This window comes from Pseudacidovorax intermedius (assembly GCF_003350475.1).
In the GTDB taxonomy this organism is placed as follows: Bacteria; Pseudomonadota; Gammaproteobacteria; order Burkholderiales; family Burkholderiaceae_C; genus Xenophilus; species Xenophilus intermedius.
Window position 1 is genome coordinate 1,265,825 of sequence record NZ_QQAV01000001.1, and the last position, 23,319, is coordinate 1,289,143.

Annotated in this window: 23 protein-coding genes; 6 read left to right on the top strand and 17 right to left on the bottom strand. The window is 71.3% G+C overall.

What is annotated here, in order from left to right:
* Positions 1 to 230 precede the first annotated feature (230 nt).
* The 12 genes from DFR41_RS05645 to DFR41_RS05700 all read right to left on the bottom strand — a co-directional run bounded on the left by DFR41_RS05645 (position 231) and on the right by DFR41_RS05700 (position 13,633).
* Positions 231 to 1,082: a DMT family transporter gene (locus DFR41_RS05645; protein ID WP_114801975.1), complete on the bottom strand. Its 852-nt coding sequence runs from the start codon at positions 1,080 to 1,082 to the stop codon at positions 231 to 233.
* Positions 1,083 to 1,195: 113 nt separating this feature from the next.
* Positions 1,196 to 1,747: a cytochrome b gene (locus tag DFR41_RS05650; protein ID WP_114801976.1), complete on the bottom strand. Its 552-nt coding sequence runs from the start codon at positions 1,745 to 1,747 to the stop codon at positions 1,196 to 1,198.
* A gap of 204 nt (positions 1,748 to 1,951) precedes the next feature.
* Entirely contained in the window at positions 1,952 to 2,785 is an 834-nt protein-coding gene (locus tag DFR41_RS05655; protein WP_114801977.1) for an AraC family transcriptional regulator, read from the bottom strand.
* Between the two features lie 67 nt (positions 2,786 to 2,852).
* Positions 2,853 to 4,409, bottom strand: coding sequence for a class I adenylate-forming enzyme family protein (locus tag DFR41_RS05660; RefSeq protein ID WP_114801978.1), 1,557 nt, complete (start codon positions 4,407 to 4,409; stop codon positions 2,853 to 2,855).
* 103 nt (positions 4,410 to 4,512) lie between these two features.
* Positions 4,513 to 7,878, bottom strand: a complete 3,366-nt coding sequence (locus tag DFR41_RS05665) for a DEAD/DEAH box helicase (protein WP_114801979.1) — start codon at positions 7,876 to 7,878, stop codon at positions 4,513 to 4,515.
* Positions 7,879 to 7,917: 39 nt separating this feature from the next.
* Complete coding sequence (locus tag DFR41_RS05670; RefSeq protein WP_114801980.1) at positions 7,918 to 8,097, bottom strand: hypothetical protein; 180 nt, start codon at positions 8,095 to 8,097, stop codon at positions 7,918 to 7,920.
* Positions 8,098 to 8,341: 244 nt separating this feature from the next.
* A complete protein-coding gene (locus tag DFR41_RS05675; RefSeq protein WP_017761425.1) occupies positions 8,342 to 9,040 on the bottom strand; it encodes a response regulator in 699 nt (232 codons plus the stop codon).
* The gene (locus tag DFR41_RS05680) at positions 9,037 to 10,590 is read right to left on the bottom strand and encodes an ATP-binding protein (protein ID WP_114801981.1); all 1,554 of its coding nucleotides are present in this window, start codon (positions 10,588 to 10,590) and stop codon (positions 9,037 to 9,039) included. The genes DFR41_RS05675 and DFR41_RS05680 overlap by 4 nt, the downstream gene beginning before the upstream one ends.
* Positions 10,578 to 10,814, bottom strand: coding sequence for a hypothetical protein (locus tag DFR41_RS05685; RefSeq protein WP_017757796.1), 237 nt, complete (start codon positions 10,812 to 10,814; stop codon positions 10,578 to 10,580). The genes DFR41_RS05680 and DFR41_RS05685 overlap by 13 nt, the downstream gene beginning before the upstream one ends.
* Positions 10,814 to 11,359 (bottom strand): ATP-binding protein, encoded by a 546-nt coding sequence (locus tag DFR41_RS05690; RefSeq protein ID WP_147284320.1) that lies wholly within the window; start codon positions 11,357 to 11,359, stop codon positions 10,814 to 10,816. Before DFR41_RS05690 ends, DFR41_RS05685 begins: the two co-directional genes overlap by 1 nt.
* 9 nt (positions 11,360 to 11,368) lie before the next feature.
* The gene (locus DFR41_RS05695) at positions 11,369 to 12,517 is read right to left on the bottom strand and encodes a porin (protein WP_114801983.1); all 1,149 of its coding nucleotides are present in this window, start codon (positions 12,515 to 12,517) and stop codon (positions 11,369 to 11,371) included.
* A gap of 159 nt (positions 12,518 to 12,676) precedes the next feature.
* Positions 12,677 to 13,633 carry an AEC family transporter gene (locus tag DFR41_RS05700; protein WP_114801984.1) on the bottom strand — a complete coding sequence of 319 codons (957 nt, stop codon included), beginning with the start codon at positions 13,631 to 13,633 and terminating at the stop codon, positions 12,677 to 12,679.
* A gap of 182 nt (positions 13,634 to 13,815) precedes the next feature.
* Here DFR41_RS05700 and DFR41_RS05705 point away from each other — a divergent pair, with 182 nt between their 5' ends.
* The 5 genes from DFR41_RS05705 to DFR41_RS05725 are packed head-to-tail and all read left to right on the top strand — an operon-like array spanning position 13,816 to position 18,725.
* Entirely contained in the window at positions 13,816 to 14,937 is a 1,122-nt protein-coding gene (locus DFR41_RS05705; RefSeq protein ID WP_114801985.1) for an ABC transporter substrate-binding protein, read from the top strand.
* A gap of 1 nt (position 14,938) precedes the next feature.
* Positions 14,939 to 16,000 carry an adenosine deaminase gene (locus DFR41_RS05710; RefSeq protein ID WP_114801986.1) on the top strand — a complete coding sequence of 354 codons (1,062 nt, stop codon included), beginning with the start codon at positions 14,939 to 14,941 and terminating at the stop codon, positions 15,998 to 16,000.
* Positions 15,997 to 16,794: an ABC transporter ATP-binding protein gene (locus DFR41_RS05715; RefSeq protein ID WP_114801987.1), complete on the top strand. Its 798-nt coding sequence runs from the start codon at positions 15,997 to 15,999 to the stop codon at positions 16,792 to 16,794. Before DFR41_RS05710 ends, DFR41_RS05715 begins: the two co-directional genes overlap by 4 nt.
* Complete coding sequence (locus DFR41_RS05720) at positions 16,794 to 17,657, top strand: ABC transporter permease (RefSeq protein ID WP_211322550.1); 864 nt, start codon at positions 16,794 to 16,796, stop codon at positions 17,655 to 17,657. Before DFR41_RS05715 ends, DFR41_RS05720 begins: the two co-directional genes overlap by 1 nt.
* Positions 17,658 to 17,705: 48 nt before the next feature.
* Complete coding sequence (locus DFR41_RS05725; protein WP_114801988.1) at positions 17,706 to 18,725, top strand: isopenicillin N synthase family dioxygenase; 1,020 nt, start codon at positions 17,706 to 17,708, stop codon at positions 18,723 to 18,725.
* A gap of 34 nt (positions 18,726 to 18,759) precedes the next feature.
* Here DFR41_RS05725 and DFR41_RS05730 read toward each other — a convergent pair whose 3' ends face one another.
* From DFR41_RS05730 to DFR41_RS05750, 5 genes are all read right to left on the bottom strand, one after another.
* Entirely contained in the window at positions 18,760 to 19,701 is a 942-nt protein-coding gene (locus tag DFR41_RS05730; RefSeq protein ID WP_114801989.1) for a LysR family transcriptional regulator, read from the bottom strand.
* A 78-nt stretch (positions 19,702 to 19,779) separates the two neighbouring features.
* The gene (gene lipA / locus DFR41_RS05735) at positions 19,780 to 20,787 is read right to left on the bottom strand and encodes a lipoyl synthase (RefSeq protein WP_114801990.1); all 1,008 of its coding nucleotides are present in this window, start codon (positions 20,785 to 20,787) and stop codon (positions 19,780 to 19,782) included.
* A gap of 31 nt (positions 20,788 to 20,818) precedes the next feature.
* The gene (gene lipB / locus DFR41_RS05740; protein ID WP_114802202.1) at positions 20,819 to 21,463 is read right to left on the bottom strand and encodes a lipoyl(octanoyl) transferase LipB; all 645 of its coding nucleotides are present in this window, start codon (positions 21,461 to 21,463) and stop codon (positions 20,819 to 20,821) included.
* Between the two features lie 77 nt (positions 21,464 to 21,540).
* Entirely contained in the window at positions 21,541 to 21,840 is a 300-nt protein-coding gene (locus tag DFR41_RS05745; RefSeq protein WP_017762123.1) for a YbeD family protein, read from the bottom strand.
* The gene (locus DFR41_RS05750; protein WP_114801991.1) at positions 21,837 to 22,712 is read right to left on the bottom strand and encodes an aminotransferase class IV; all 876 of its coding nucleotides are present in this window, start codon (positions 22,710 to 22,712) and stop codon (positions 21,837 to 21,839) included. The genes DFR41_RS05745 and DFR41_RS05750 overlap by 4 nt, the downstream gene beginning before the upstream one ends.
* 117 nt (positions 22,713 to 22,829) lie before the next feature.
* On the opposite strand from DFR41_RS05750, the gene DFR41_RS05755 reads away from it, so the two are divergent.
* Complete coding sequence (locus DFR41_RS05755; protein ID WP_017762125.1) at positions 22,830 to 23,318, top strand: ATP synthase subunit I; 489 nt, start codon at positions 22,830 to 22,832, stop codon at positions 23,316 to 23,318.
* Position 23,319: the final 1 nt, after the last annotated feature.

Genomic DNA, 23,319 nt, shown 5'->3' on the forward strand with positions numbered 1-23,319 from the left:
GGAGTGTGCGGTGTGACAGCGGGGGGTGATGGATTGTTCTTGGCGAAGCACGCGCCGGGTGCCTGCCTCGTGCCATCGGCCATAGCGAATTCAGTGCCAACGAAGTGCGCTTCGCCATTCCGCCGCGCGCCGACCACGCTGTTGCAGCGTCACACGCGACATTCTTCACGCAGAGCGCCCGCGCGTGCGCCGCGTGCGCTGTGGGTGCCGTCGGGCGAGGGCGACGCCGTTCAGCGCGCCCGCGAGCCCATCACCGCCGCCGACACGATCATCGCGGCCGCCAGCGCGATGCCGCCGGTCAGGGGGCGGCCGGTCACCACCAGCAGCAGGGTGGTCGACAACAGCGGCGTCAGGTAGCTCAGGATGCCGATCTGCCGGGCATCACCCGTCTTGAGCGCCCGGTCCCAGAAGAAGAAGGCCGCGCCCAGCGGACCCAGCCCGCACAGCGCCACCAGCGCCCAGTCGCGGACCGACAGGCTGGCCGCCGGCTCCAGCAGTGCATGGCAGAGCAGCGCCAGCAGCCCCGACACCAGCCCGAAGGCGCCGATGGCCGAGGTGGGAAAGGCCGGCACCCGCTTCGTCCACAGCGAGTAGCTGGCCCAGATGAAGGCCGAGCCCAGCGCCGGCACGAAGCCCCAGGCGAAGCCGGTGGCGCCGCCCGTGCCGCGCGCACCCAGGATCGCCACCGCCGCGCCAGCAAAGCCCAGCAACGCGGCCACCACATGCAAGGGCCTGAGTGCCGTGCCCGGCAGCAGCACCGGCGCCAGCACCACCATGCCCAGCGGCCAGAGGTAGTTGACCAGGTTGGCCTCCACCGGCGGCGCATGGCGCAGCGCGATGAACAGCAGGAAGTGGAAGCCGAACAGCCCGTAGATGCCCAGCGCCAGCGTGCGCGGCGGCACCGCCCAGGCCCGCCGGTCGCGCAGCACCAGCGGCCAGCTCGGCAGGCTGCCGATGATCAGCGCGGCACCGGTGAGGAGGAAGGGCGGCACATGGGCGAGCGCAGTGCCCAGTGCGGCGAGCGAGGCCCACAGCGCGATGGCGGCCAGGGCATGCAGGGTCGAGGTGGAGAGAAGGCGCATCCGCCGAGCTTAGGCGGGCGCATCGTCGCGCGCCGCCGGTCTCTCGTCGCGCGGCTGCGATCTGGCAAAGAGGGCCGCCTGGGGGCGAAAGCGGCGCCAGCGAGCACACCTTGTCAGGCCCGCCCCGGCAGCATGCGGCGCAGGGTGTTGTCGCGCAGCACATGGTGGTGCACCAGCGCCGCGGCCGTGTGGGCGCCCACCAGTGCATAGCCCACGCTGGCGCCGGCCTCGTGCACTTCCTTGATCAGGTGCGCCAGGTTGGGCGCCGGCGGCAGCGGCGAAGGCAGCGGCAGGCCGAAGAAGGCCACCGGCGTGCCCTTGGCCGCCAACGAGAGCCAGCCCAGCAGCGGCATCGCCAGCATCAGCCCGTAGAGCGCGAACTTCATCCATCGCGCCAGCTGTTCCTGCCAGGCGGCTGGCGCCGGCACGATGGCCGGGCGCGGCTGCTGGGCCACCAGCGCCAGCCGCAGGCAGGCCAGCGGCAGCACCAGCAGGCCCAGGCTGTAGTGCAGCCCGCGCAGCAGGAGGTAGGTGTCGCTGCCGCGCGGGAAGTTGTCGGAGCCCAGCATGCAGCCGTAGACGGCGACGATGAGCAGGGCCATGCCCCAGTGCAGGGCGATGGCGGAAGGTGTGTAGCGCGGGCGGGGCGATGTGGCGGTGGTCATGGGAGGGCGCAATCGTGGAATGAGGCCCTGGCGGGCCGGGCGGCCCTTGCGGCTCGCGGAGGGCGAGGCGGCATCGGCCGGTGCGGGCACGATGGTCCCGCCCGGGCATTTAGGCAGTCTTAAGACGGCGCGCGCTGCTTGGCCCGGATCAAATGCGGGTCGCTGGCATGGCGCCAGCGCGCTGGCGCTGGGGGAAGGCGCCCCTCAGGCGCTCCAGCCGCCTTCGCGGCGCAGCGCCGCTGTGAGCGCCGAAGGTGAGCGGTAGCCGGTGCGACGCGCCGTCTCTGCCACGGGCAGGCCGCGCGCCCGCAGGCGGCGCGCCTCGGCCAGGCGCAGGGCGCGCAGCCAGGCCAGCGGGCTCATTCCGCGCTCGTCGCGACAGCGCTGGGCGAACTGGCCCGGGCTGAGGAAGGCGCGTGCGGACAGGTCCTCCACGCCGAGGGGCCGATGCCAGTGAGCCGCCGCCCAGCTGGCAAGTGCAGCCCAGTCGATGGGCCGGCCGCGCGGCGGGCCCAGGCCGAGTGGCCCCGTCGATGTGCCGCTGCCTCGGTCCATGAACGCCCGACCCACCCCCGCTTCTGCGTCCACGGCGGCTCCCGCAACCGGAGCCGTCGCAAAAGGCGAGGGGGTTGCGGTGGACGGCGCCGACCAGGCCTCGCACAGCAGCAGCGGCGCCTGGGCCAGCGCCAGGGCAGGGGGATGCGGCTGCGCGAGGCACAGCCCCAGGTAATGGGCCAGCGCCGCCGCATGCGGGCCCTGCGCCGCACGGCCTGCATGCGTCGTCCAGGCCGCGTCGCGGGTGTCCAGCACCAGGCAGCGGCTGGCGCCCGCTTCAGCCTCGAAGTCGTGGCGATCGCCCGGCGCCACGACGAAGCCCTGACCCGCGGCCAGGCGCCGTCCCCGGCCCTCCACTTCCAGTGCCAGCACGCCCTGCAACGCCACCAGCACCTGGAAGTGGTCGTGCGCATGGCTGCCGCGCGACGGGCCGTAGTCGCGCAGCGAGAGGGCGGCGGGTGTCGGCGCGGAAGCGGCAGTCATGAGGCGATTGTCCGGGGTCCCGGGGCACCTGGCGTGACCGGCGGATGGCGCGGCGGGCTCGCCCTGCTCAGCCCCGCTCGGCGGCCCAGCGCTCCCGCAGCTCCCGCTTGAGCACCTTGCCGATGGCGCTGCGCGGCAGCTCGTCGATGAAGCGCAGGCCGGCCAGACGCTGGGTCTTGCCGAGCTGCTCGTTGGCCCATTCGCGGATGGTTTCGGGCGCAGTGGTGTCGCCCGGCGTGTGCACCACGTAGGCCACCGGCGTCTCGCCCCATTGCTCCGACGGGATGCCGATGACCGAGCAGTCGGCCACGGCCGGGTGGCGGCGCAGCACGGCTTCCAGGTCGCTGGGGTAGAGGTTGAAGCCGCCGCTGATGACCATGTCCTTCTTGCGATCGAACAGCGTGAGGAAGCCGTCGGCGTCGAAGCGACCCACGTCGCCGGTGCGGATGAAGCGCTTGCCGTCCGGCGCGAACCATTCGGCCTCGCGCGTCTTGGCGGGCTGCTTGTGGTAGCCGACCATCATGCCGGCCGAATGGCCCACCACTTCGCCGGCCTCGCCCGCGGGCACCTCGCGGCCCTCGTCGTCGATCAGGCGGATGTCGCTGCCGGGTGCCGCGCAGCCGACGGTGTGCAGCTTGTCGGGATGCGCATGCGCCTCCAGGATGCAGGTGCCGCCGCCTTCGGTCATGCCGTAGAACTCGATCAGCCCGCCCGGCCAGCGGGCCAGCACGTCGGCCTTGAGTTCGGCGCGGAAGGGCGCGCTGGTGCAGAACTTGGCCTGGAAGCGCGAGAGGTCGTGCCGGTCGAAGTCCGGGTGCGCCATCAGCCGCTGGTACTGCACCGGCACCAGCATGGTGTGCGTCACGCCTTCGCGCTCGGCCAGCTGCAGGTACTGGCCCGCGTCGAACTTGGGCATCAGCCACACGCAGCCGCCGAAGGCCAGCGTGGGGAAGAACACGACCAGCGTGGTGTTGGAGTACAGCGGCGTGGACAGCAGCGTGACCGACTCCGGGCCGTAGCCGTAGACGGCGCCGCGCTGGATGTGCGCCCAGCGCATGCCGTGGCCCTGCACGATGCCCTTGGGCTCGCCGGTGGTGCCCGAGGAATAGATGATGTTGAAGGGCGTGGCGGGCTGTACCTCGGCCGGCTGCGGCATGGCGCCTTCGGGCGCAATCCAGTCTGCCAGCGGCCGCGCGCCGGCCACCTCGCCCTGCAGTGCGATGCGCGCCGCGGCCGGCTCGCCCGCGCCGCCCATGGCCGCATCGCCGACGGCATCGACGAACACCAGGCGGGCATCCGCATCGCGCACCATGCGCGCCAGGCTGTCGGGCGCGCTGCCGGGGGCGAGCGGCGCCACCGCCACGCCGGCGCGCAGGGCGCCGAGGAAGACGCAGGCATAGTCCACCGAGGCATTGGCGCAGAGGGCGATGGCATCGCCCACGCCCAGGCCGTCGCGCTGCAGGGCGGCCGCGATGCGGTCCATGCGGGCGTCGAGCGCGGCGTAGTCGAGCCGGCCGTGCGCATCGGCCAGGGCGGGGCGGCCGGGCCGTTCGCGGGCATGCGCGCGGATGAGGTCGGACACGGTGCCGAAGGCGTGCTCGGCCACGAATTGCTGGGCGGTCATGAAGCGGTCTCCTGAGTGCGCGGCCGGCTGCGGCCGTTCTATCAGCCAGCATAGCGGCGCAGCCTTGCGCGGGCTGTCGCCTGCTTGCCCGCCAGACTGCGCTTCAGCTCCCCAATGGCCGCAGCAGCAAGGCCACGTCGTCCTCGGTGAACAGCAGCCGCTCGCCGCTGGCGCCGCCTTCCAGCAGGCCCTGCGACAGCGCCGCCTTGCGCGCCTGCATGGCCAGGATGCGTTCCTCGATGGTGCCTTCGGCCACCAGCTTGTAGACCATCACCTGCCGCTGCTGGCCGATGCGGTGGGCACGCGCGGTGGCCTGGGCCTCGACGGCGGGGTTCCACCACGGGTCGTAGTGGATGACGGTGTCGGCCTCGGGCAGGTTCAGGCCCGCGCCGCCGGCCTTCAGGCTGATGAGGAACAGCGGCACGTCGCCGCGGGTGAAGCGGGCGATGGCCGCCTCGCGGTCGGTGGTCTGGCCGGTCAGCGTGGTCCAGCGCAGGCCGCGCTCGCGCAGCGCCGACTCGATCAGCGCCAGCATGCTGGTGAACTGCGAGAACAGCAGCACGCGCCGGCCTTCCTCCAGCATCTCGGGCAGCACGTCCATCAGCCATGCCAGCTTGGCCGACTGGCGCACCTGCTGCGCCGCCGGCAGCGACTTGACCAGGCGCGGGTCGCAGCACACCTGCCGCAGCTTGAGCAGCGCATCGAGCACCTGGATCTGCGAACGCGCCAGCCCGCGCTCGGCCAGCGACTCGCGCACCTGGCGCTCGGTGGCCAGGCGGATGGTCTCGTACAGGTCGGCCTGCGGGCCTTCGAGCGTGACGGCGCTCAGGGTCTCGATCTTGTCGGGCAGCTCCTTGGCCACGTTCTGCTTGGTCCGCCGCAGCAGGAAGGGCGTGACGCGCTTGCGCAGCTGCTCCAGGCAGGTGCTGTCGCCATGCCGCTCGATGGGCGTGCGGAAGACCTCGCGGAAGCGCGCCTGGCTGCCCAGGAAGCCGGGCATGAGGAAGTGGAACAGGCTCCAGAGTTCGCCCAGGTGGTTCTCCAGCGGCGTGCCCGACAGGGCCACGCGCTGGCGCGCTTCCAGGCTGGCGGCCACCTGCGCCACCTGCGAGTCTGCGTTCTTGATTTGCTGCGCCTCGTCCAGCACCACCACGTGCCAGGCCTGCTTCTGCCAGAAGACGCGGTCGCGCGGCAGCAGCGAATAGGGCGCGATGACCAGGTCCGTGCCGCCGAAGCCGCCGCGGCCATGGCGCTGCGGTCCGTGCCACACGGCGGTGCGCAGGGCGGGCGCGAAGCGCGCGGCCTCGCGCCGCCAGTTGCCCAGCAGGCTCAGCGGTGCCAGCACCAGGCAGGGCCTGTCCAGGCGGCCATCTTCCTTCTCGCGCAGCAGGTGCGCCAGGGTCTGCAGCGTCTTGCCCAGGCCCATGTCGTCGGCCAGGATGCCGCCGAGCCGGTGGCGGCGCAGGAACTGCAGCCAGTCCAGGCCCTGCTGCTGGTACGGACGCAGGGCGGCCTGCAGGCCGGCCGGTGCCGGCACCGTGGGCAGCGCGGCGTCGCCGCCCAGTTGGCGCAGCAACTCTCGAAGGCGGTCCGCGCCGTCCCACACCGCGCCGTCGTCCAGCGTGGCGCCGATGCGCAGGGCCTCCACCTGCGTCAGGCGCAGCGTCGCGGCCTGCTCCCAGTCGGGGGCGGGGCGCTCGGCCACGAGGTCGAGCAGGGCCTGCAGCCAGGGCTTGAGCGGGGCGGAGGGCAGGCGCAGCCAGCGCCCGTCGGGCTGCTCGCGCCACAGCCAGTCGGGCAGTTGGGGTCCGTCGGGGCCGTGTTCGATCTGCGCCAGCAGGCCCGGCAGCCAGGGCAGCACGTTGTGGCGCTCGCCGTCGATCTCGATGCCCAGCGACAGCTCGAACCAGGGCGAGGCGGAACGCTCGTCCGGGGCTTCGCCAGCGGGCGCGGCGTCCTCGGGCGTTCCTTCCACGATGCGCAGCGCCAGCGCCTGGGGCGGCTCGGCCAGGCCGCGCAGGGCGGGGTCGGGCTCGACACGGAAGCCGGCATTCGTCAGTGCGGCCCAGCCGCTCACGGCCCAGTCCAGCCAGCGTGCCGCCGAGGCACCGTGCCAGCGGCCGAGCGTGTCGACCGACAGGTCCAGCGCCTGCAGGCGCTGGCGCGCCCACTGCTCGGCGGCCAGGTCGCGCTGCAGCAGCACGCGGCGCCCGTTGTGCTCGGCCAGCAACCGCGCTGGATGCTCCGGCCAGTGGCCGCGCAGGCCGCCGTAGTCGAAGTCCAGCAGTGCGACGAGCAGGCCGCGCGCGGCGCGCTCGGCCGGCGGCACCGGCCGCAGCCGCAGGCAGGGCTGGGGCTGGCCGTGCGGCCAGGGCTCGGGATGGTCGGCGCTGGCCGGGAGCGGCAGGCCCAGCCGGCGCGGCAGCAGGTCGGCCTCGGCATCGTCGAAGGCGGATTGCGGCAGCGGGCCCAGGGTGAGCAGTTGCGTCAGCTGCGCGGCCGACAGGCCGGGCGCCTCGACCGGGCCGCATTCGCCGCTGGCGCGATCCAAGTAGAGCGGCGGCAGCACGGCATACAGCGTGCGGCCTTCCCCCGGCTCGGCCAGCACCGCCTGCAGGGCCCAGGCCGGCGCATCGCCCAGCGTGGCCGGCGCCCAGTGCCAGCCGATGGCACGCGGCGTGCCCCAGCGCAGTGGCGCGCCTTGCGGCCGGCCTTCGGCATCGGCCAGGAAGAGCTTGCCGGTGCGGGCCGCGGCCTGCAGCGCGGCGGGTGCCTCGGCGCCCTGCAGCAGGCCGCTGGCGGTGTGCAGGTAGAAGGCACCGCCGAGCCGCCCGATGTGGGCCAGGCACTCGCGGTCGGCCTCGGAGAGCCCGCCGCCGGGCAGGCCCAGCCGCACCATGGCATCGGCATCGGGCGAGCGCAGCCGGCCCCAGCCGCCACGCTTGAGCGGCCGGGCCAGCCGCCAGGCCAGCAGCGGCCGTGCCGGCTCGCGCGGGCTGCGGCGGCTTTCCTGCAGCAGGTAAAGGGGGGGATCGCTCTCGGGCGCGGCGGGCGGGGGCGCCAGCTCGTCGAACAGGCCCATCGAGGGCGGCAGTCCCGCGGGTGCGGTCGGCGCTGGGGGCCGCGGCGGGGAGGGCGGCTCGGCGCCGCGCACGGTGCCGCTCTGGTAGGCGGCCTTGAGCGTCAGGGCCACCGCATGCCGGCAGCGGCTGCCGGCGGCGCAACTGCAGTCGCTGCCGAAGCTGGCGATGCGGCCGTCCTCGTCCAGCTCCAGCAGCACGCTGCATTCGTGCAACTGCCGGTCCTCGCCCTGCACCTCGCCCTCGATGCGCCATTCGCTGCGGCTGGCCGGTGCGAGCGAATGGCTGACGACCTGCTGGCGCCGGTAGGCGTCCAGGCCCCGTTGGTAGGCGGCGGCGGGCAGGTGCTGGGCGAGGGTGGCGGGGGCGATCAGGAAGGCAGCGCGCATGGGGGCCCGGAGTGTGCCCCAGATGCGTGGCGGCGCCCGTCAGGGCATGGACATGCCACCGCGCGGCATGGCGCCTTCACCGAAGCCCATGCCCATGCCCGGTCCAGGGCGTGGCGCGCCGCAGCCCGCCTCCGCGTCGGGGCGCGGCATCGGCGGGCCGCCGGCGGGGCGCATCATGCACTGGGCATGGGCCTGCGGTGGCGGGGGGGGCGGCAGCATGATGCAGCCGGAAAGTCCGGCGGCGAGCAGGGCGGCCCCTGCGGCGGCGAGTGGTCGGAATAAAGCCATGTCTTGCGTCCCTTCTGGGTGTGTCGAGGAAGACATCAGTGTTGGCGCCGACCTGGGAGGCATTGCGCAGCGGGGTGGCAAAGTGCACATCCCGCCGCAGACCGACGCGCGTCCGCCACACTTGCCTGGCGCCGGGCACTCGGCACTCGGCACTCGGCACGGGACGCGCGGCCGCTCAGCCGCGGGGTGCGGCCGGCGCTGGAGGCGGCTCGAAGGAGAAGCCCACGCCGTAGACCGAGCGGATCCACTCGTGCTCGGGCGCCGCCTGCGACAGCTTGCGCCGCAGGTTCTTCACATGGCTGTCGATGGCGCGCTCGGTGACGTCGACATCGTCTTCATAGGCCAGCTCCAGCAGCCGTGCGCGCGAGAAGATGCGTCCCGGCTGCCGGGCCAGCACGCGCAGCAGCGAGAACTCGCGCCGCGTGAGGTTGAGCGGCTGCCCGCCCAGGGAGGCATGCCAGCAGCTCTCGTCCAGTTCCATGCCGTGCGCGGCGGCGGCCACCTCCTGCGGTGCGCGCGTGCGGCGCAGCACCGCGGCCACACGCGCCACCACCTCGCGCGGGGAGAAGGGCTTGCACACGTAGTCGTCGGCGCCGTGGGCCAGGCCCAGCAGGCGGTCGACCTCTTCGGTGCGGGCCGTGAGCATGATCACCGGGTGCTGCGTGTGCACCCGCGCCTGCTGCAGCACGGACAGGCCGTCCAGGCCCGGCAGCATCACGTCCAGCAGCGTGAGGTCGGGCGGGGTCTCCAGCATGTGGCGCAGGGCCTCGCGGCCGTCGGCCACGTGGTCGGTCTGGTGGCCCTCGCGGCGCAGGTAGTCGCGCAGCACGTCGGCGATGTCGGTTTCGTCTTCGACGATGAGGATGCGGGTCATGAGGGTTCGGTGTCCGAAAGGGGAAGGAAGAGGGTGATGCGCAGGCCGCCCAGCGGCGAGGCTCCGGCCTCGATGTCGCCGCCGTGGGCGTCGACGATGGCGCGGCAGATGGCCAGGCCCAGGCCCGAGCCGCCCAGCGCGCGATTGCGTGAGGCCTCGGCGCGGAACAGGCGGTCGAACAGGCGCGGCAGCTCGTCCTCGGTCACGCCGGGGGCGCTGTCGTCCAGCTGCACGACCAGCGCCGGCGCGCCGTCCACCCGGTCGATGCGGGCCTCGATGGCGAGGCGGCCGCCCGCATCGGTGTAGGCGAGCGTGTTCTCCAGGAGATTGATCCACACCTGGCTGAGCTTGCGGGCCTCGCCCAGCACGCGGGGCGCCCGCTCCTCGGCCAGTCTGCGCACGCCGTCGGCCTCGACCTTGATGCCGGCCTGCGCAAAGCGGTCGCGCGTGGCGGCCAATGCCTCCTGCAGCAACGTGAGTGGGTAGGTGGGCGCGTGCTCGCGCAGCGCGGTGCCATGGCTGTCCATGCTGTGGCGCAGGTCGTCCACCAGCTGGGTCAGGCGCATCACCTGCCGATGCAGCCGCAGGGCCGTGCGGTCGTCGAAGCTGCGCACGCCGTCTTGGATGGCCTCGATCTCGGCCCGCATGGCCGCCAGGGGGGTGCGCAGCTCGTGCGCCACGTCGGCCAGCCAGGCGCGCCGGCCGGCTTCGGCCTTGTCCAGGCGGTCGGCCATGGTGTTGAAGGTGCGGCCGAGCAGGGCCAGCTCGTCCTGCCCCTGCACACGCACCCGCGTGCCCAGCCGGCCGCGGGCCACGGCCCGGGCCGCGTGGGTGAGGTCGTCGATGGGCGCCAGCCACCGCCGGCCGACCAGTCCTGCGATCAGCAACGCGGCCACGAGGCCCACCGCACCCGCCAGCGCGATGAAGCCCGAATGCCGCGCCAGGAAGGCGCGGTCGGCTTCGTGCTCCAGGCCCTGCATGGGCGCCAGCAGCAGCTGGCCGATGATGACCGTGCCGCTGCGGATGGGCAGGTGCGCCGCGGTGGTCGGGTCCACCTTGGCGCCCACGACCAGCTTGCCGGCCGTGTCGACCACCGCCAAGCGCTTGAAGATCAGGTCGGGCGGACCACCCTCGCCGCGGGGAAAGGGAAAGAACCAGGGCGGCGCGATCCGGCCGCCTGGCTCCAGCGGCGAGGGGGGCTCGCGGTCCTCGCCGAAAGGCAGAGCCCAGCCGCCACCGCGCGAGGACCGGTCCCAGAAGCTGGACGGACGCTCCCGCGGCGCCAACGAGGCCGGGTCCACCTCGCCGCGCTGGAGCCGGTTCCACGCCTCCTCGTTGCCGCGCAGGCGCGACCAGTTGCCGTTGGCCACGTAGTGCTGCTGCAGCCGCTCGGCCAGCCAGCTCAGGCGGCGGATCTCGATCTCGGCCACGTAGGGCCCCAGGCCACTTCGCAGCGAGAGCATCGAAGAAACGGCAAAGGCCACCAGCAGCGTGAGCAGCAAGGTGGCCAAAGCCAGGAACAGTTTGCGGGTGAGCGTCAGGCGTGGCATTGGACGGCCGCCGGCCGGGCCGGCGGCGGAAAGGGCCAGGGCAGCTCGCCGGGCGGAGGGGCGTGCTGGACGATGGGTCCGAGGGTAAACAAATCCTGGTGGCTCGGGTGCGGATCGGCGGTGCAGGGGCTCCAGCTGAGCCATGCGCCGCTGAACACGCCGACGAGGGCGGTGACCGGGCCCAGGGCGCGATAGCCCCGGCCGGGTTGCTTCAAGAGGGACATCAGGCTTGCTCCTTCACGGATGGTGCGAGGGGAAGTCGCAGCGTGGCCCCCATCGCGCCCCAGGCCGACGGGGCGGCATAGAGGCGGCCGCGGTGGGCATCGATGGCCTGCGCGCATTCGGCCAGCGGCCGCAGCGCGGCGTCGCGCTCGGGATGCACGGCCTGCGAGAAGCCGTGCACGCGCCGGGCCAGCACGGGTGGCTGCCGGTCTGCCGGTTCGTCCACCACCGACACGGCGGCGGTGCTGCCTTCGGCGCGTGCGTGCACACGCAGCACGCCGCCAGCGGGCGCCAGCAGTTCGGCGGCCAGCGCCAGCAGGCGGCCCAGTGCCTGCGCCAGGCCGCCCGGCGCCATGGCGACCCACAGGGCATGGGCGGGCAACTGCCAGTCGACGGACACGCCCGGCGCCAGGCGCGGCCCGGCCGCCATGGCGGCCAGCACGGCGCGCAGGTCGGCCGTCGTGTCGCCCGGTGGCATTTCCGCGGGCAGGGGCACCGGCGCGGGTCGCCAGCCGGTGGCGTCGGTGCGGGCTCCAGCTCTCACCATGGCCTCCGATCAGAAGTTGTGGCGGATGCCGAAGTCGTAGCCCGTGGACGACTTGGGCAGGCCGCTGTAGCCCACGCCCACCGAGCCGTAGCCGGTGGTGGCGGCCGCCGAGAGGCTGCCCGTATAGGCGCTGTCGTTGCGGTTGCTGATGCGGGCCACGGTGGCGTAGAGCGACGTGCGCTTGGACAGGTTGTGCACGTAGCCCAGGGCCAGCTTGCGCGAGCGCGGCGCGTCGCCGTAGAGCGGCGCGAGCGATCCTTCGTCGTAGCGCACCTGGCCGTAGGAGGCGCGGATCAGGCCCGCGCCCACCGGCATGCTGGCGCCGATCAGGTAGCCGTCGTAGTTGTTGCTGAGCGAGGTCTGCAGCGTGTCGGAGCGGTCGCGCACGTTGGAGAGTTCGCCGAAGAGCTTGACCGGCCCGAAGTCGTAGGTGGCGCCCAGGTTGCTGCGGCGCACGGTGCGGGTGAGGCTGCCGCTGTCGGTCACGGTGGTCTGGCCGGAGGCCAGCGCGATGTCCAGCGGCCCATTGGCATAGCCGAAGCGCGCGCCGGTGTAGCGGCCGGCGTCGCTGGTGCCGGTGAGGCTGGTGCTGCTGTCGACGTTCTCGTGCGCCGCGTACTGCACCTGGCCGTAGAAGCCGCCCAGCGTGGCCGGCAGGAAGTAGCTCACCATGTTGCTGGCGCGCAGGTAGTTGGTCGCCAGGCCGGTGTCGGCCGAGCTCACCGCACCCATGATGTTCGCGCCCGAGCCGTTGCCGCCGAAGGGGTCGAAGATCGTGTCGTTGAGGGAGTTGGCGGTGCGGTCGCGACCCAGACGCAATTCGCCGAAGGCGCCCGACAGGCTGACCGTCGAACGCCGCGTGAACGCGAGGCTGTTGGCACCGTCATCCGTGGACAGTGGTGCCTCCAGCCAGAAGCTGGCCGCCAGCCCGCCGCCGAGGTCTTCCACGCCCCGCAGGCCCAGGCTGCTGTTGCCATAGCCCGAGTTGCCCAGGCTGGTCCGGCTCTGGCGCGTGGTGAGGCCGGTGGTGGCGTCGGTGGCCGTGGCCGACTGGTAGCTCAGCCCCGTGTCGATGGTGCCGAAGAGTGTGACAGACGATTGGGCCGAGGCGGCCCCGGCGAGCGCGCCGCAGGCCAGGGCGACGAGGGTGTTCTTCATTCTTGCTCCGTTCCTTTCGAGCCACGGCCAGCCGTCGGCTGGAACCATGGACGCCGGCAGGAAACCGGCGTGGACGAATGGTCGGGGGCAAAGTCGGAGGAAATTTGAATGGACCCCGCGATGCCTCGCGCGGGCGCGGCAGGGCCTGGCGGGCCGCTGCTACATGCCGAGCGCGTGCGGCAGCACCGCGAGCAGCGCGCTGATGGTGAAGAAGGACAGCGCCGTCGTGGCCAGCAGCGAGGCGGCCGCCAGCGAATCCTGGCCATGCGGCTGGGCCAGGATCGGATAGATGCTCAGCATGGGCGCAGCCGCCGACAGCACCAGCGCCAGGCGCAGCGCGGGCTCCATGGGCGGCATGCCCAGCGCCTCGGCCGCCAGGAGCACGGCCAGCATCAAGGCCGGATGCAGCAGCAGCTTGCCGGCCGCGATGCGCAGCACCTGGCGGCGCATGCCCGCCAGGCCCAGTCCCACCAGTGAGCCGCCGATCACGAACAGCGACAGCGCCGCGCTGGCCTGCGCGAACAGGCCGACGGTGCGAAGCAGCGGCGCCGGCAGGCGCAGGCCGGTCAGCGCCACGGCCACGCCCGCGGCCATGGCCCAGATCATGGGATTGCGCGCCAGGCTGTGCGCGGTGCGCCGCAGCGTGAGGCGCCAGTCGCCACGGCCATCGGCGGCATCGGCCAGCGCCATGGCCAGCGGCACCAGCAGCAGGTTCTCCACGATCATGTTCAGGCCCAGCACCAGACCGGCCGTCTGTGCGATCACCATCGACAGGATGGGGTAGCCCACGAAGCCGCTGTTGGGGCAGCTCATGCCCATGGCCATGAGCGCCGGCACCGGGCTGCCGGCCGGCGCCTGCCGCCCGGCCCACCAGCGGCCCACGAAAAGCGTGAGCAGCGAGCCGAGCGCATACAGCAGCATGTAGCGCAGGTTGAGCACATCGCCCGCCGGCCGCTGCACCAGCGCGCTGAACAGCAGGGCCGGCAGCGCCAGCCGGATGACGAAGAGGCCCAGCACCCGCATGTCGCCCCGCGCGAACAGGCCGCCGCGGGTGACCAGCCAGCCGGCGGCGATGGCGAGGTAGATGGGAACGGTGATGGAGAGGATGGCAAGCATGGCGGGTCCGGCGAGCCCGGCACTGTAGCGAGGGCCCCGGGTGCGCGCGGGCTGCCACCCGAAAGCCCCGCGACGAGGCGCATTTCAATGTGCAAAAAATCAGTACATGAATTGCTGAAATCTGATGCCAAGGTGAACTTCACGGGTGCTATCTTTTCCTGCATCAAGACAGAGGACCCCGCATGCTCTCCCCCACGACAACCGCTCTGCGCATTGGTTTTGCCCGCCTGGCCCTGGGTCTGGCAGCCGCCCTCGCGGCGCTGGCGCCTGCCCATGCGCAGGCACCGGCCAAGCCGCTCAAGCCCGTCACCATCGCCCTGGGCACGCAGGTGGTCAACGTCACCTATCCCTGGCTCACGCTGCCCATCGCGCTGGGCTATTGGAAGGAGGAGGGCTACGACGTCAAGGTGGTCACGGTGGGCGGCTCGTTGCAGGGCATCCAGCAGATGGTGGCCGGCGGCGTGGAGTTCGCGCAGGTCAACTCCACCGGCCTGATCCAGGCCAACACCGACAACAACGTCGCCGTGCGCGGCCTCATGGGCACCGGTGTCATCGACTGGGGCATCGGCGTCACGCAGGACGGCCCCATCAAGAGCGTGACCGACCTCAAGGGCAAGAAGATCGGCATCTTCAGCCTGGGCACCGGCGGCGTGCCCCTGCTCAAGGGCTACCTGCGCTCCAACGGCATCGACCCCGACAAGGACGTGCAGATCATCGCCACCGGCGCCGGTGCGCCCGCGCTCGAAGCGCTCAAGAGCGACCGGGTGCAGGCCCTGATGTTTTGGGGGTCGGCGCTCACCGGCTTCCAGAACGCCGGCACGCCGCTGCGGGTGCTGTATGCGCCGGCCTGGCGCGCGCTGCCCGACTTCACCTTCGCCACCATGCAGAAGACCATCGATGCCGACCCGGCGATGGTGGAGGCCATCTCGCGCGGCGCTGCCAAGGCCACGCTCTTCGCCTGGACCAACCCGGACTGCGCCCGCCGCATCCACTGGAAGAACTTCCCCTCCACCAAGCCCACCGGCGCCGACGAGGCCACGCTGGCCAAGTGGGACCTGGCCCTGCTCAACACGCAGCTGGACACCATGAAGGCCGCGCACGCCATGAACGGCGGCAAGCTGATCGGCGCGATGGACCCGGCTGCCTACGGCCGCATGCAGGACTTCATGCAGGGCGAGGGACTGATCAAGCGCACGGTGCCGGTCGAGTCGATGCTCTACCTCAAGCCCGGCTTCGTGGAGGCGATCAACCGCTTCGACCACCAGGCCGTGATCGACGCCGCCAAGGCCTGCAAGGCTGGCTGATATGACGCCTGAACAGTTCATCGCCGGCCTGCCCAAGGCCGAGCTGCACATGCACATCGAAGGCTCCATCGAGCCGGCGCTGATGCTGGCCCTGGCCCGCCGCAACGGCGTGGCCATCCGCTGGCAGACCGAGGCCGAGCTGCGCGACGCCTACCGCTTCACCCGGCTGCAGGACTTCCTGGACCTGTACTACGACGGCTGCCGCGTGCTGCTGCAGGTGGCCGACTTCCACGAGGTGACGCGCGACTACCTGCGCCGCGCCCATGCCGACGGCGTGCGGCATGCCGAGATGTTCCTGGGGCCGCAGGGCCACACCATGCGCGGCGTGCCGCTGGCCGTGGTGATGCAGGGCGTGCTGTCGGCCATGGAAGCGGCCGAGGCCGAGGACGGCATCACCAGCGGCCTGATCCTGGTCGCCCAGCGTCACCGCAGCGAAGAGGAAGCGATGGCGCTGCTGGCCGAGGCCGAGCCGTGGTACGGCCGCATCCTGGGCTTCGGCCTTGGCGGCGCCGAGCTGGGCCACCCGCCCTCGAAGTTCGAGCGCTTCTTCGCCCGCTGCCGCGAGCTGGGCTTCAAGGTGACGGCCCATGCCGGCGAGGAGGGCCCGGCCGCCTACGTGCGCGAGGCGGTCGAGCTGCTGCAGGTGGACCGGCTGGACCACGGCAATGCCTGCCTGGAGGACGCGGCGCTGGTGAAGGAGCTGTCCCTCCGCCGCATCCCGCTCACGGTGTGCCCGCTGTCCAACCTCAAGCTGCAGGTGGTCACGGACATGGCGGTGCATCCGCTCAAGCAGTTGATGGACGCCGGCCTGTGCGTCACGGTCAATTCCGACGACCCCTCCTACTTCGGCGGCTACGTCAACGACAACTACCTCGCCTGCCAGCAGGCGCTGGGCCTGACGCAGGCGGAGCTGGCGCAACTGGCGCGCCAGAGCTTCGAGGCCGCCTTCATGACCGAGGCGCAGCGCGCCCAGGCGCTGGCGGCCATCGACGACTGGGTGGCGTTGGCCGAGGCCGATGCCCAGGTCGCCGCGATGTCGCCTCTTCCCCAGGAGGCCGAATGAGCGCGACCCTCGCGCCCGAGGCGCCCCCGGCCTTCCGCTTCGGCGGCCTGCACAAGACCTTCCGCTCCAAGGACGGTGGCGACGTGGTCGCCCTGCACGACGTGCATTTCAGCGTGCGGCGCGGCGAGTTCGTCACCGTCGTCGGCCCCAGCGGCTGCGGCAAGAGCACGCTGCTGCGCATCCTGGCCGGCCTGGAGCGCGCCAGCCGCGGCCAGGTGGAGCTGGGCGGCCGGCCACATGCCGGTTCCAGCCGCGACGTGGGCGTGGTGTTCCAGTCGCCGGTGCTGCTGCCCTGGCGCAACATCCTCGACAACGTGCTGGTGCCGGCCGAGATCCAGGGCCGCGACCGCGCCGCCGCGCGCGAACGGGCGCGGCACTACCTGCAGCTGGTGGGCCTGTCCGGCTTCGAGACGAAGTACCCCAGCGAGCTGTCGGGCGGCATGCAGCAGCGCGTAGGCATTGCCCGGGCGTTGGTCAACGACCCGCTGCTGCTGCTCATGGACGAGCCCTTCGGCGCGCTCGACGCCATGACGCGCGAAACCATGAACACGGAGCTGCTCAAGCTGCGCGAGCGCACCGGCGCGACCATCATGCTGGTCACGCACAGCATCCCCGAGGCGGTCTTCCTGGGCGACCGGGTGATCGTCATGTCGCCGCGGCCCGGCCGGGTGACCCAGGTGGTGGAGGTGGACCTGCCCTCGCCGCGCACCCTGGACCTGATCAACACCGAGCGCTTCGGCACCTACGTGTCCGGCATCCGCGCGAACCTGCATGCCAGCGGAGGGCTGGACTGATGGCCGACACCCTGACTTCTTCCGTGCCGCCCGGCGCCGCCGTGGCCGAGGCCGCCGAGACCGCGCCTGCGCGCGCCACCGGCCTCACACCGATGCGCCGGCGCGTGCTCATCGTTGCCGTGTTCGTGGCGGTGGTGGCCGCCTGGCAGCTGGCGGTCACAGCACTCGACGTGTCGCACCTGATCTTCCCCGGCCCGCTGGCGGTGGTGCAGGCGCTCTACGACGGCATCGCCTCGGGCGACATCCCGACGCACCTGTGGGTCACGCTCTACGAGATCCTGGCCGGCTTCGCGGCCGGGGCGCTCGCCGGCTTCGTGCTGGGTGCGCTGATCGGCCAGAGCGCGCTGCTGGAGGCGGTGCTCTATCCCTACGTGGTGGCCTTCCAGACCGTGCCCAAGGTGGCGGTGGCGCCGCTGTTCGTGCTGTGGTTCGGCTTCGGCACCACGTCGAAGGTGATCATCACCGCCACCATCGTGTTCTTTCCGGTGCTGGCCAACACCATCGTCGGCCTGCGCTCGGCACCGCGCGAGCAGATCGACCTGATGCGCGCCTTTACCGCCTCGGGCTGGCATGTGTTCCGCATGGTGCGACTGCCGCATGCGCTGCCCTATGTGTTCGCGGGGCTGGACATCGGCATCGTGCTGTCGGTCATCGGTGCCATCGTGGGCGAGTTCGTCGGCGCGCAGGCGGGGCTGGGCTACCTGATCCTGCAGCGCAACTTCTCGATGGATGCGGCGGGCATGTTCGCCATCCTCATCGTGCTCTCGCTCATCGGCATCGTGCTGCATGCCGCGGTGCGCTGGATCGCACGCCGCGTGATCTTCTGGGCCGACGCCTTCACCGATCTCTCGCGCGGCAGCTAGCCAGGCCGTCCAGGCCGCGCGCTCTCCCAAAAACCCAAGGAGCCTCCCATGAACGAATCGAACGACCACGCGGTGGTCGCGCCCCGCCGTGCCTCGGCGCAGGAAATGCCCGTCCTCGACCTGGGCGAATGGATCGCCGGCGGCGATATCGCGCCGCTGGTGGCTCAGTTCCGCGAGGCCTGCACGCACACCGGCTTCTTCTACGTGAAGAACCACGGCGTGCCGCAGTCCGTCATCGACGCCGTGTTCGACGCCACCCGCCGCTACATGTCGCTGCCGATGGAGGAGCGCCTGAAGGACAAGATCGACGAGCGCTTCCGCCGCGGTTTCATGCCCATCGGCGTGACGCAGCATCCGGGCCACAAGCCGGACCTGAAGGAAAGCTACGAGCTGGGCCTGGACCTGCCGCTCTCTGACGCCGACGTGCAGGCCGGTCGCCCGCTGCACGGTCCCAACCGCTGGCCGGCCGACAAGCCCTGGCTGGAAGAGGCCGCCATGGCCTACTTCAACCACACCATCGCGCTGGGCAAGCGCCTGTTGCGCGTGTTTGCACTGGCCCTTGGCCAGCCGGAGGAGTTCTTCCTGCAGTACGCCCGCAAGCCGATGGTGCAGGCGCGGCTCTTCCACTACCCGCCGCAGGAGTCGCCGACGCAGCTGGAACTGGGCGCCGCTGCCCACACCGACTACGGCATGCTGACCCTGCTGGTGCAGGACCCGATCGGCGGCCTGGAGCTGCGCACCAAGGCCGGCGAATGGGTGGCCGCGCCCTACATCGAGGGCACGCTGGTGGTGAACCTGGGCGACCTGGTGAAGGTGTGGACCAACGACCGCTATGTCTCCAACCTGCACCGCGTGGCCAATCGCACCGGCCGCGAGCGCTATTCGATCCCGACCTTCTTCAACCTGGACTACGACACGCCCGTGGCCTGCCTGCCCGGCTTCGTGGAGCCGGGCGAGGCGCCGCGGCATGCGCCCATCAAGTCGGGCGAGTACCTGGTGAGCCGCTTCGCCTCGGTGCAGAAGTACAAGACGCCGGCGGAGCTGGCGGCCGAGGAAGCGGCCGGCTGAGGGTGCGGCGCCGCGTGCCGGCGCCCGGCCCGGGTCAGCGGCCGGGCCGCACGGCGGCCGCGGCAGATTCGGGCTCCAGCTGCTCCAGCTCGGCCGTCAGTTCGTTGATGAAGGTGGTCACCGGCAGCGGCAGGTTGCGGCCCCGGTGCACGCACAGCGAAAAGCGCTGCGGCTTGGCCCGCGGGTCCTTCAGCAGCACGTAGCGGCCGCGGCCGGCCAGGTGCTGCGTGTCCTGCAGCGGCGGCGTGAGGATGGACAGCGCCATGCCCTCGGCCGACACGTTGCGCAGCAGTTCGTAGGAATTGGTCTCCAGCACGAGCCTGGGCCGGATCTTGGCCTTGGCCAGCATCTCGTCGTACTGCTGCTTGGTCCACATGGTGGCGTCGGGCAGGGCCAGGCCGTGTTCGGCGCAGTCCGACAGGCGCAGCGTCTCCCGTCCGTGCAGCGGGTGGTCGGCGCTCACGTACACGTACAGCGGCAGCAGGCGCTGGTAGGCAATGGTCGCGTCCTGGTGGGTGACGTTGCCGAAGGTCAGGCACAGGTCCAGCCGGTCGTCCACCAGCATCTCGATCAGCTGCGGGCTGTTGTAGACCTGCACATTGAAGGTGAAGCCCGGAAAGCGCCGCGTGAAGCGGGCCATGAAGCCGGGCATGAAGTCGCGGATCAGCGATTCCGGAATGCCCAGGTTGACGTGGCCGCGGCGCAGGCCCTGGATGGCTTCGATCTCGGAGCGCAGGCGCCGCGATTCGCTGTCCACGCTCTTGGCATAGCGCATCAGCAGCTCGCCCGCGGCCGTCAGCTTGAGCGTGGAACGGCCCCGACTGCGCTCCAGCAGTGGCGCGCCCAGCGTCTCTTCGAGCAGGCCGATCTGGCGGCTGATGGCCGAGGGCGCGACGAAGAGGATCTCGGAGGCGGCACGGATCGAACCGCAGCGCACCGCCTCGACGAAGTAGCGCAGCGCGGTGGTGGAGATCATGCGCGCGCTTCGGCTGCCGGCAGGGCCGTGCGCGCGGGCGCGGCAGCCAGGCTCATGCGAAGAAGCGACGCAGGCGGATCAGGCCGCAGGCGCGGCTTCGGCGCCCGCCAGCACATGGCCGGCCTGCTGGTCGGCGTGGTAGCTCGAGCGCACCATGGCGCCCACGGCGGCATGGCTGAAGCCCATCTTGTAGGCCTCTTCCTCGAACATCCTGAAGGTGTCCGGGTGCACGTAGCGGCGCACCGGCAGGTGGCTGTTGCTGGGCGCGAGGTACTGGCCGATGGTCAGCATGTCGATGTCGTGCGCGCGCATGTCGCGCATGGTCTGCAGGATCTCTTCGTCGGTCTCGCCCAGGCCGACCATGATGCCGCTCTTGGTCGGAACATTGGGATGCAGCGCCTTGAACTTCTTGAGCAGGTTCAGGCTGAACTGGTAGTCGGAGCCCGGCCGCGCTTCCTTGTACAGGCGCGGGATGGTCTCCAGGTTGTGGTTCATCACGTCCGGCGGCGCGGCCTTGAGGATCTCCAGCGCGCGGTCGTCGCGGCCGCGGAAGTCGGGCACCAGGATCTCGATCTGCGTCGTGGGCGAGAGCTCGCGCGTTTTCTGGATGCATTCCACGAAATGGCCGCTGCCGCCGTCGCGCAGGTCGTCGCGGTCCACGCTCGTGATCACCACGTACTTCAGGCGCAGCTTGGCGATGGTCTTGGCCAGGTTGAGCGGCTCGTCCTTGTCCAGCGGGTCCGGCCGGCCGTGGCCGACGTCGCAGAAGGGGCAGCGGCGGGTGCACTTGTCGCCCATGATCATGAAGGTGGCCGTGCCCTTGCCGAAGCATTCGCCGATGTTGGGGCAGGAGGCTTCTTCGCAGACCGTGTGCAGGTTGGATTCGCGCAGGATCTGCTTGATCTCGTAGAAGCGCGTGGTGGGGCTGCCGGCCTTGACACGGATCCATTCGGGCTTCTTGAGCACCTCGCCCGTCCGCTCGACCTTGACGGGAATGCGCGAGAGCTTGGCGGCAGCCTTCTGCTTGGCCAGCGGGTTGTAGGTGTCGGCGCTCTGGGCGTCGCGGACGACTTCGGTGGAGCTCATTGGGCGGCTTTCTGGGAGGGGCCGGGGGGTGTCAGGGCAGGAGGTAGGCCTGCAGCTTCCGGCTCAGTACCTGGGCGGCATCGTCCCAGGCCACGGGGACGCCGATTGTAGAAAGGTCGACCGTGCGCAGCCCTGCGTAGCCGCAAGGGTTGATGCGCGAATAGGGTTCCAGGTCCATGGCCACGTTGAGCGCCACGCCGTGGTACGTGCAGTGCCGGCTGACCTTGAGGCCCAGCGCGGCGATCTTGCCCAGGCCGCGGAAAGGGTCGCCGCCGGGCATGGGGCCGGTCAGCGCCGCGTGCGAGAAAGGGTCGTCCAGCCGCACGTAGATGCCCGGTGCCGTGGGCACGCGGTGGCCGGTCACGCCGAAGTGGGCCAGCGTGCCGATCACCGACTCCTCGATGCGGTAGACGTATTCCTTGATGAAGTAGCCGGCGCGTCGGAGGTCGAGCAGCGGATAGGCCACCACCTGGCCCGGGCCGTGGTAGGTGACCTGGCCGCCGCGGTCGGTCTGGATGACGGGAATGTCGCCCGGCAGCAGCAGGTGGTCCTGCCGGCCGGCCAGGCCCTGCGTGAAGACCGGGTCGTGCTCGCAGAGCCAGAGCCGGTCGGCGGTCTCGGGCGTGCGCTCGGCGGTGAAGCGCTGCATGGCGGCGAAGGTGGCGGCGTAGTCCATCCGGCCCAGCCACTCGGGCGTGGGCGGGGTCGGGCGGACGGCTTCTGCCGCGGCCGGGGCTTCGCCGTCGGCCACGCTCACAGCACGACCTTGACCATCGGATGCGAGGACAGCGTGCGGTAGAGCTCGTCCAGTTGCTCGCGGCTGGTGGCGGTGATGGTGATGGTCACGCCGAGGTAGTTGCCGGCGCGGCTGTCGCGCAGCTCGATGGTGCCGGCGTCGAAGTCGGGGTCGAACTGCTTGGCAATGTGCGTCACGGCGCCGACGAAGCCGTCCACCTTCGCGCCCATCACCTTGATGGGAAAGCGGGAGGGGTATTCGATCAGCGAATCCTTGCGCGGGTCGGTCGAGCCGGGGGTGGCGGGGGTGTCGGTCATGGCTGGGGCTCCTGCTTGGCGTCCTGGTAGGCCGCATACAAGGCTTGGTAGATGGGGCCGGGCACGCCCTTTCCAACCGGACGGCCGTCGAGGCGGGTCACGGGCACGATCTCCTTGGTGGCGGAGGAGATCAGCAGTTCGTCGGCGGCGAAGACTTCGTCCCGGGTGATGTCGCGCAGCGCGAAGGGAATGCCGCGCGATTCGCACAGCCGCTGCAGCAGGCCGTAGCGGATGCCGCGGAGCACGCGGTGGTCGGGCACGGGGCCGGCGACGGCGCCGTCCCTGATCACCCACACGTTGCTCGACGAGGCTTCGCTCAGCAGCTCGCCGCGGAACATCAGCGTCTCGGCCGCGCCGGCCTCCACGCTGATCTGGCGCGCCAGCACGGCGCCCAGCAGGCTGGTGCTCTTGATGTGGGCCTTCTGCCAGCGGAATTCCTCGGCCGTGACGCAGGCCACGCCCTCGGCCCGGGCCTTGTCGGCCACGGGCTTGAGCGGGTTGAGCATGACGAAGACCGTGGGGATGAGGCCCGCAGGCATCGCGTGGTCGCGGATGGCGACGCCGCGGGTGATCTGGATATAGAGCGACTGGGAGGGAGAGCGCTCCGAGGCCTCGATCAGCCGCTCCGCGATGGTGCGCCAGCCGCCGCGGTCGTGCGGATTGGGAATGCGCAGCTCGTCGAGCGAGCGCTCCAGGCGGCCCATGTGCTCGTCGAAGCAGAACAGGCGGCCCTCGTACACCGGCACGACCTCGTAGATGCCGTCGCCGAAGATGAAGCCGCGGTCCAGAACGCTCACTTTGGCGTCGCGCAGCGGCAGGTATTCGCCATCGAGATGGCACAGGGATTCGGGCAGGGGCGTGGCAGCAGGCATGGGTCGATTATCGAAGGCGCACCACTCTGGGCTGGCCTCTACGTGTTTTTGCTACCTATAATGAGTGGCTTTGTAGATTTCTCCACTTGACCGTTTGGACCGACGGCTGCCATTCGAATGACAACCAAGGCCCCGATCCGCACGGTCGACACCGAGCTTGCAGAAGCTGACGAAGACAGCTTCACCCCGCTGACTGCCGAAGAGGCCCAGCGGCTTCGCGAGCGCCATCCCGAACTCTCCCCCTGGTGGGTGGTCGGGGCCCAGATCGCCTCGGGGTTGATCGTGGCAGCGGTGGCCTGGGGCTGGACGCAGCGGCCGGTGGCGGCGGTGTCCGCGTTCTACGGAGCCATGGCGGTCGCTGTGCCCGCCGCGCTGTTCGCCCGTGCCATGGGTCGCATGCGTGGTGGCGTGTCGCAGTCGGCGGCCATGCTGGGTTTTATGGTGTGGGAACTGATCAAGATCGCGCTGACCGTGGCTCTGCTGGCCGCGGCACCGTGGCTGGTCGAGGGAATTCACTGGCTGGCTCTGCTGGCTGGCGCGGTGGTTGCGCTCAAGATGTACTGGCTCGCGCTGGTCATGCGGCCCCGCAAATCGAACCGTATTTGAC

Bases quoted from the DNA above. Each gene is read 5' to 3' on its own strand.
- DFR41_RS05725 (WP_114801988.1), top strand. From the start codon at position 17,706: ATGAACGAATCGAACGACCACGCGGTGGTCGCGCCCCGCCGTGCCTCG.
- DFR41_RS05705 (WP_114801985.1), top strand. From the start codon at position 13,816: ATGCTCTCCCCCACGACAACCGCTCTGCGCATTGGTTTTGCCCGCCTG.
- DFR41_RS05730 (WP_114801989.1), bottom strand. From the start codon at position 19,701: ATGATCTCCACCACCGCGCTGCGCTACTTCGTCGAGGCGGTGCGCTGC.
- DFR41_RS05750 (WP_114801991.1), bottom strand. From the start codon at position 22,712: ATGCCTGCTGCCACGCCCCTGCCCGAATCCCTGTGCCATCTCGATGGC.
- DFR41_RS05655 (WP_114801977.1), bottom strand. From the start codon at position 2,785: ATGACTGCCGCTTCCGCGCCGACACCCGCCGCCCTCTCGCTGCGCGAC.
- DFR41_RS05680 (WP_114801981.1), bottom strand. From the start codon at position 10,590: ATGCCACGCCTGACGCTCACCCGCAAACTGTTCCTGGCTTTGGCCACC.
- DFR41_RS05745 (WP_017762123.1), bottom strand. From the start codon at position 21,840: ATGACCGACACCCCCGCCACCCCCGGCTCGACCGACCCGCGCAAGGAT.
- lipA (WP_114801990.1), bottom strand. From the start codon at position 20,787: ATGAGCTCCACCGAAGTCGTCCGCGACGCCCAGAGCGCCGACACCTAC.
- DFR41_RS05670 (WP_114801980.1), bottom strand. From the start codon at position 8,097: ATGCTGCCGCCCCCCCCGCCACCGCAGGCCCATGCCCAGTGCATGATG.
- DFR41_RS05685 (WP_017757796.1), bottom strand. From the start codon at position 10,814: ATGTCCCTCTTGAAGCAACCCGGCCGGGGCTATCGCGCCCTGGGCCCG.
- DFR41_RS05650 (WP_114801976.1), bottom strand. From the start codon at position 1,747: ATGACCACCGCCACATCGCCCCGCCCGCGCTACACACCTTCCGCCATC.
- lipB (WP_114802202.1), bottom strand. From the start codon at position 21,463: ATGGACTACGCCGCCACCTTCGCCGCCATGCAGCGCTTCACCGCCGAG.
- DFR41_RS05715 (WP_114801987.1), top strand. From the start codon at position 15,997: ATGAGCGCGACCCTCGCGCCCGAGGCGCCCCCGGCCTTCCGCTTCGGC.
- DFR41_RS05665 (WP_114801979.1), bottom strand. From the start codon at position 7,878: ATGCGCGCTGCCTTCCTGATCGCCCCCGCCACCCTCGCCCAGCACCTG.
- DFR41_RS05700 (WP_114801984.1), bottom strand. From the start codon at position 13,633: ATGCTTGCCATCCTCTCCATCACCGTTCCCATCTACCTCGCCATCGCC.
- DFR41_RS05690 (WP_147284320.1), bottom strand. From the start codon at position 11,359: ATGGTGAGAGCTGGAGCCCGCACCGACGCCACCGGCTGGCGACCCGCG.
- DFR41_RS05695 (WP_114801983.1), bottom strand. From the start codon at position 12,517: ATGAAGAACACCCTCGTCGCCCTGGCCTGCGGCGCGCTCGCCGGGGCC.
- DFR41_RS05675 (WP_017761425.1), bottom strand. From the start codon at position 9,040: ATGACCCGCATCCTCATCGTCGAAGACGAAACCGACATCGCCGACGTG.
- DFR41_RS05660 (WP_114801978.1), bottom strand. From the start codon at position 4,409: ATGACCGCCCAGCAATTCGTGGCCGAGCACGCCTTCGGCACCGTGTCC.
- DFR41_RS05710 (WP_114801986.1), top strand. From the start codon at position 14,939: ATGACGCCTGAACAGTTCATCGCCGGCCTGCCCAAGGCCGAGCTGCAC.
- DFR41_RS05755 (WP_017762125.1), top strand. From the start codon at position 22,830: ATGACAACCAAGGCCCCGATCCGCACGGTCGACACCGAGCTTGCAGAA.
- DFR41_RS05645 (WP_114801975.1), bottom strand. From the start codon at position 1,082: ATGCGCCTTCTCTCCACCTCGACCCTGCATGCCCTGGCCGCCATCGCG.
- DFR41_RS05720 (WP_211322550.1), top strand. From the start codon at position 16,794: ATGGCCGACACCCTGACTTCTTCCGTGCCGCCCGGCGCCGCCGTGGCC.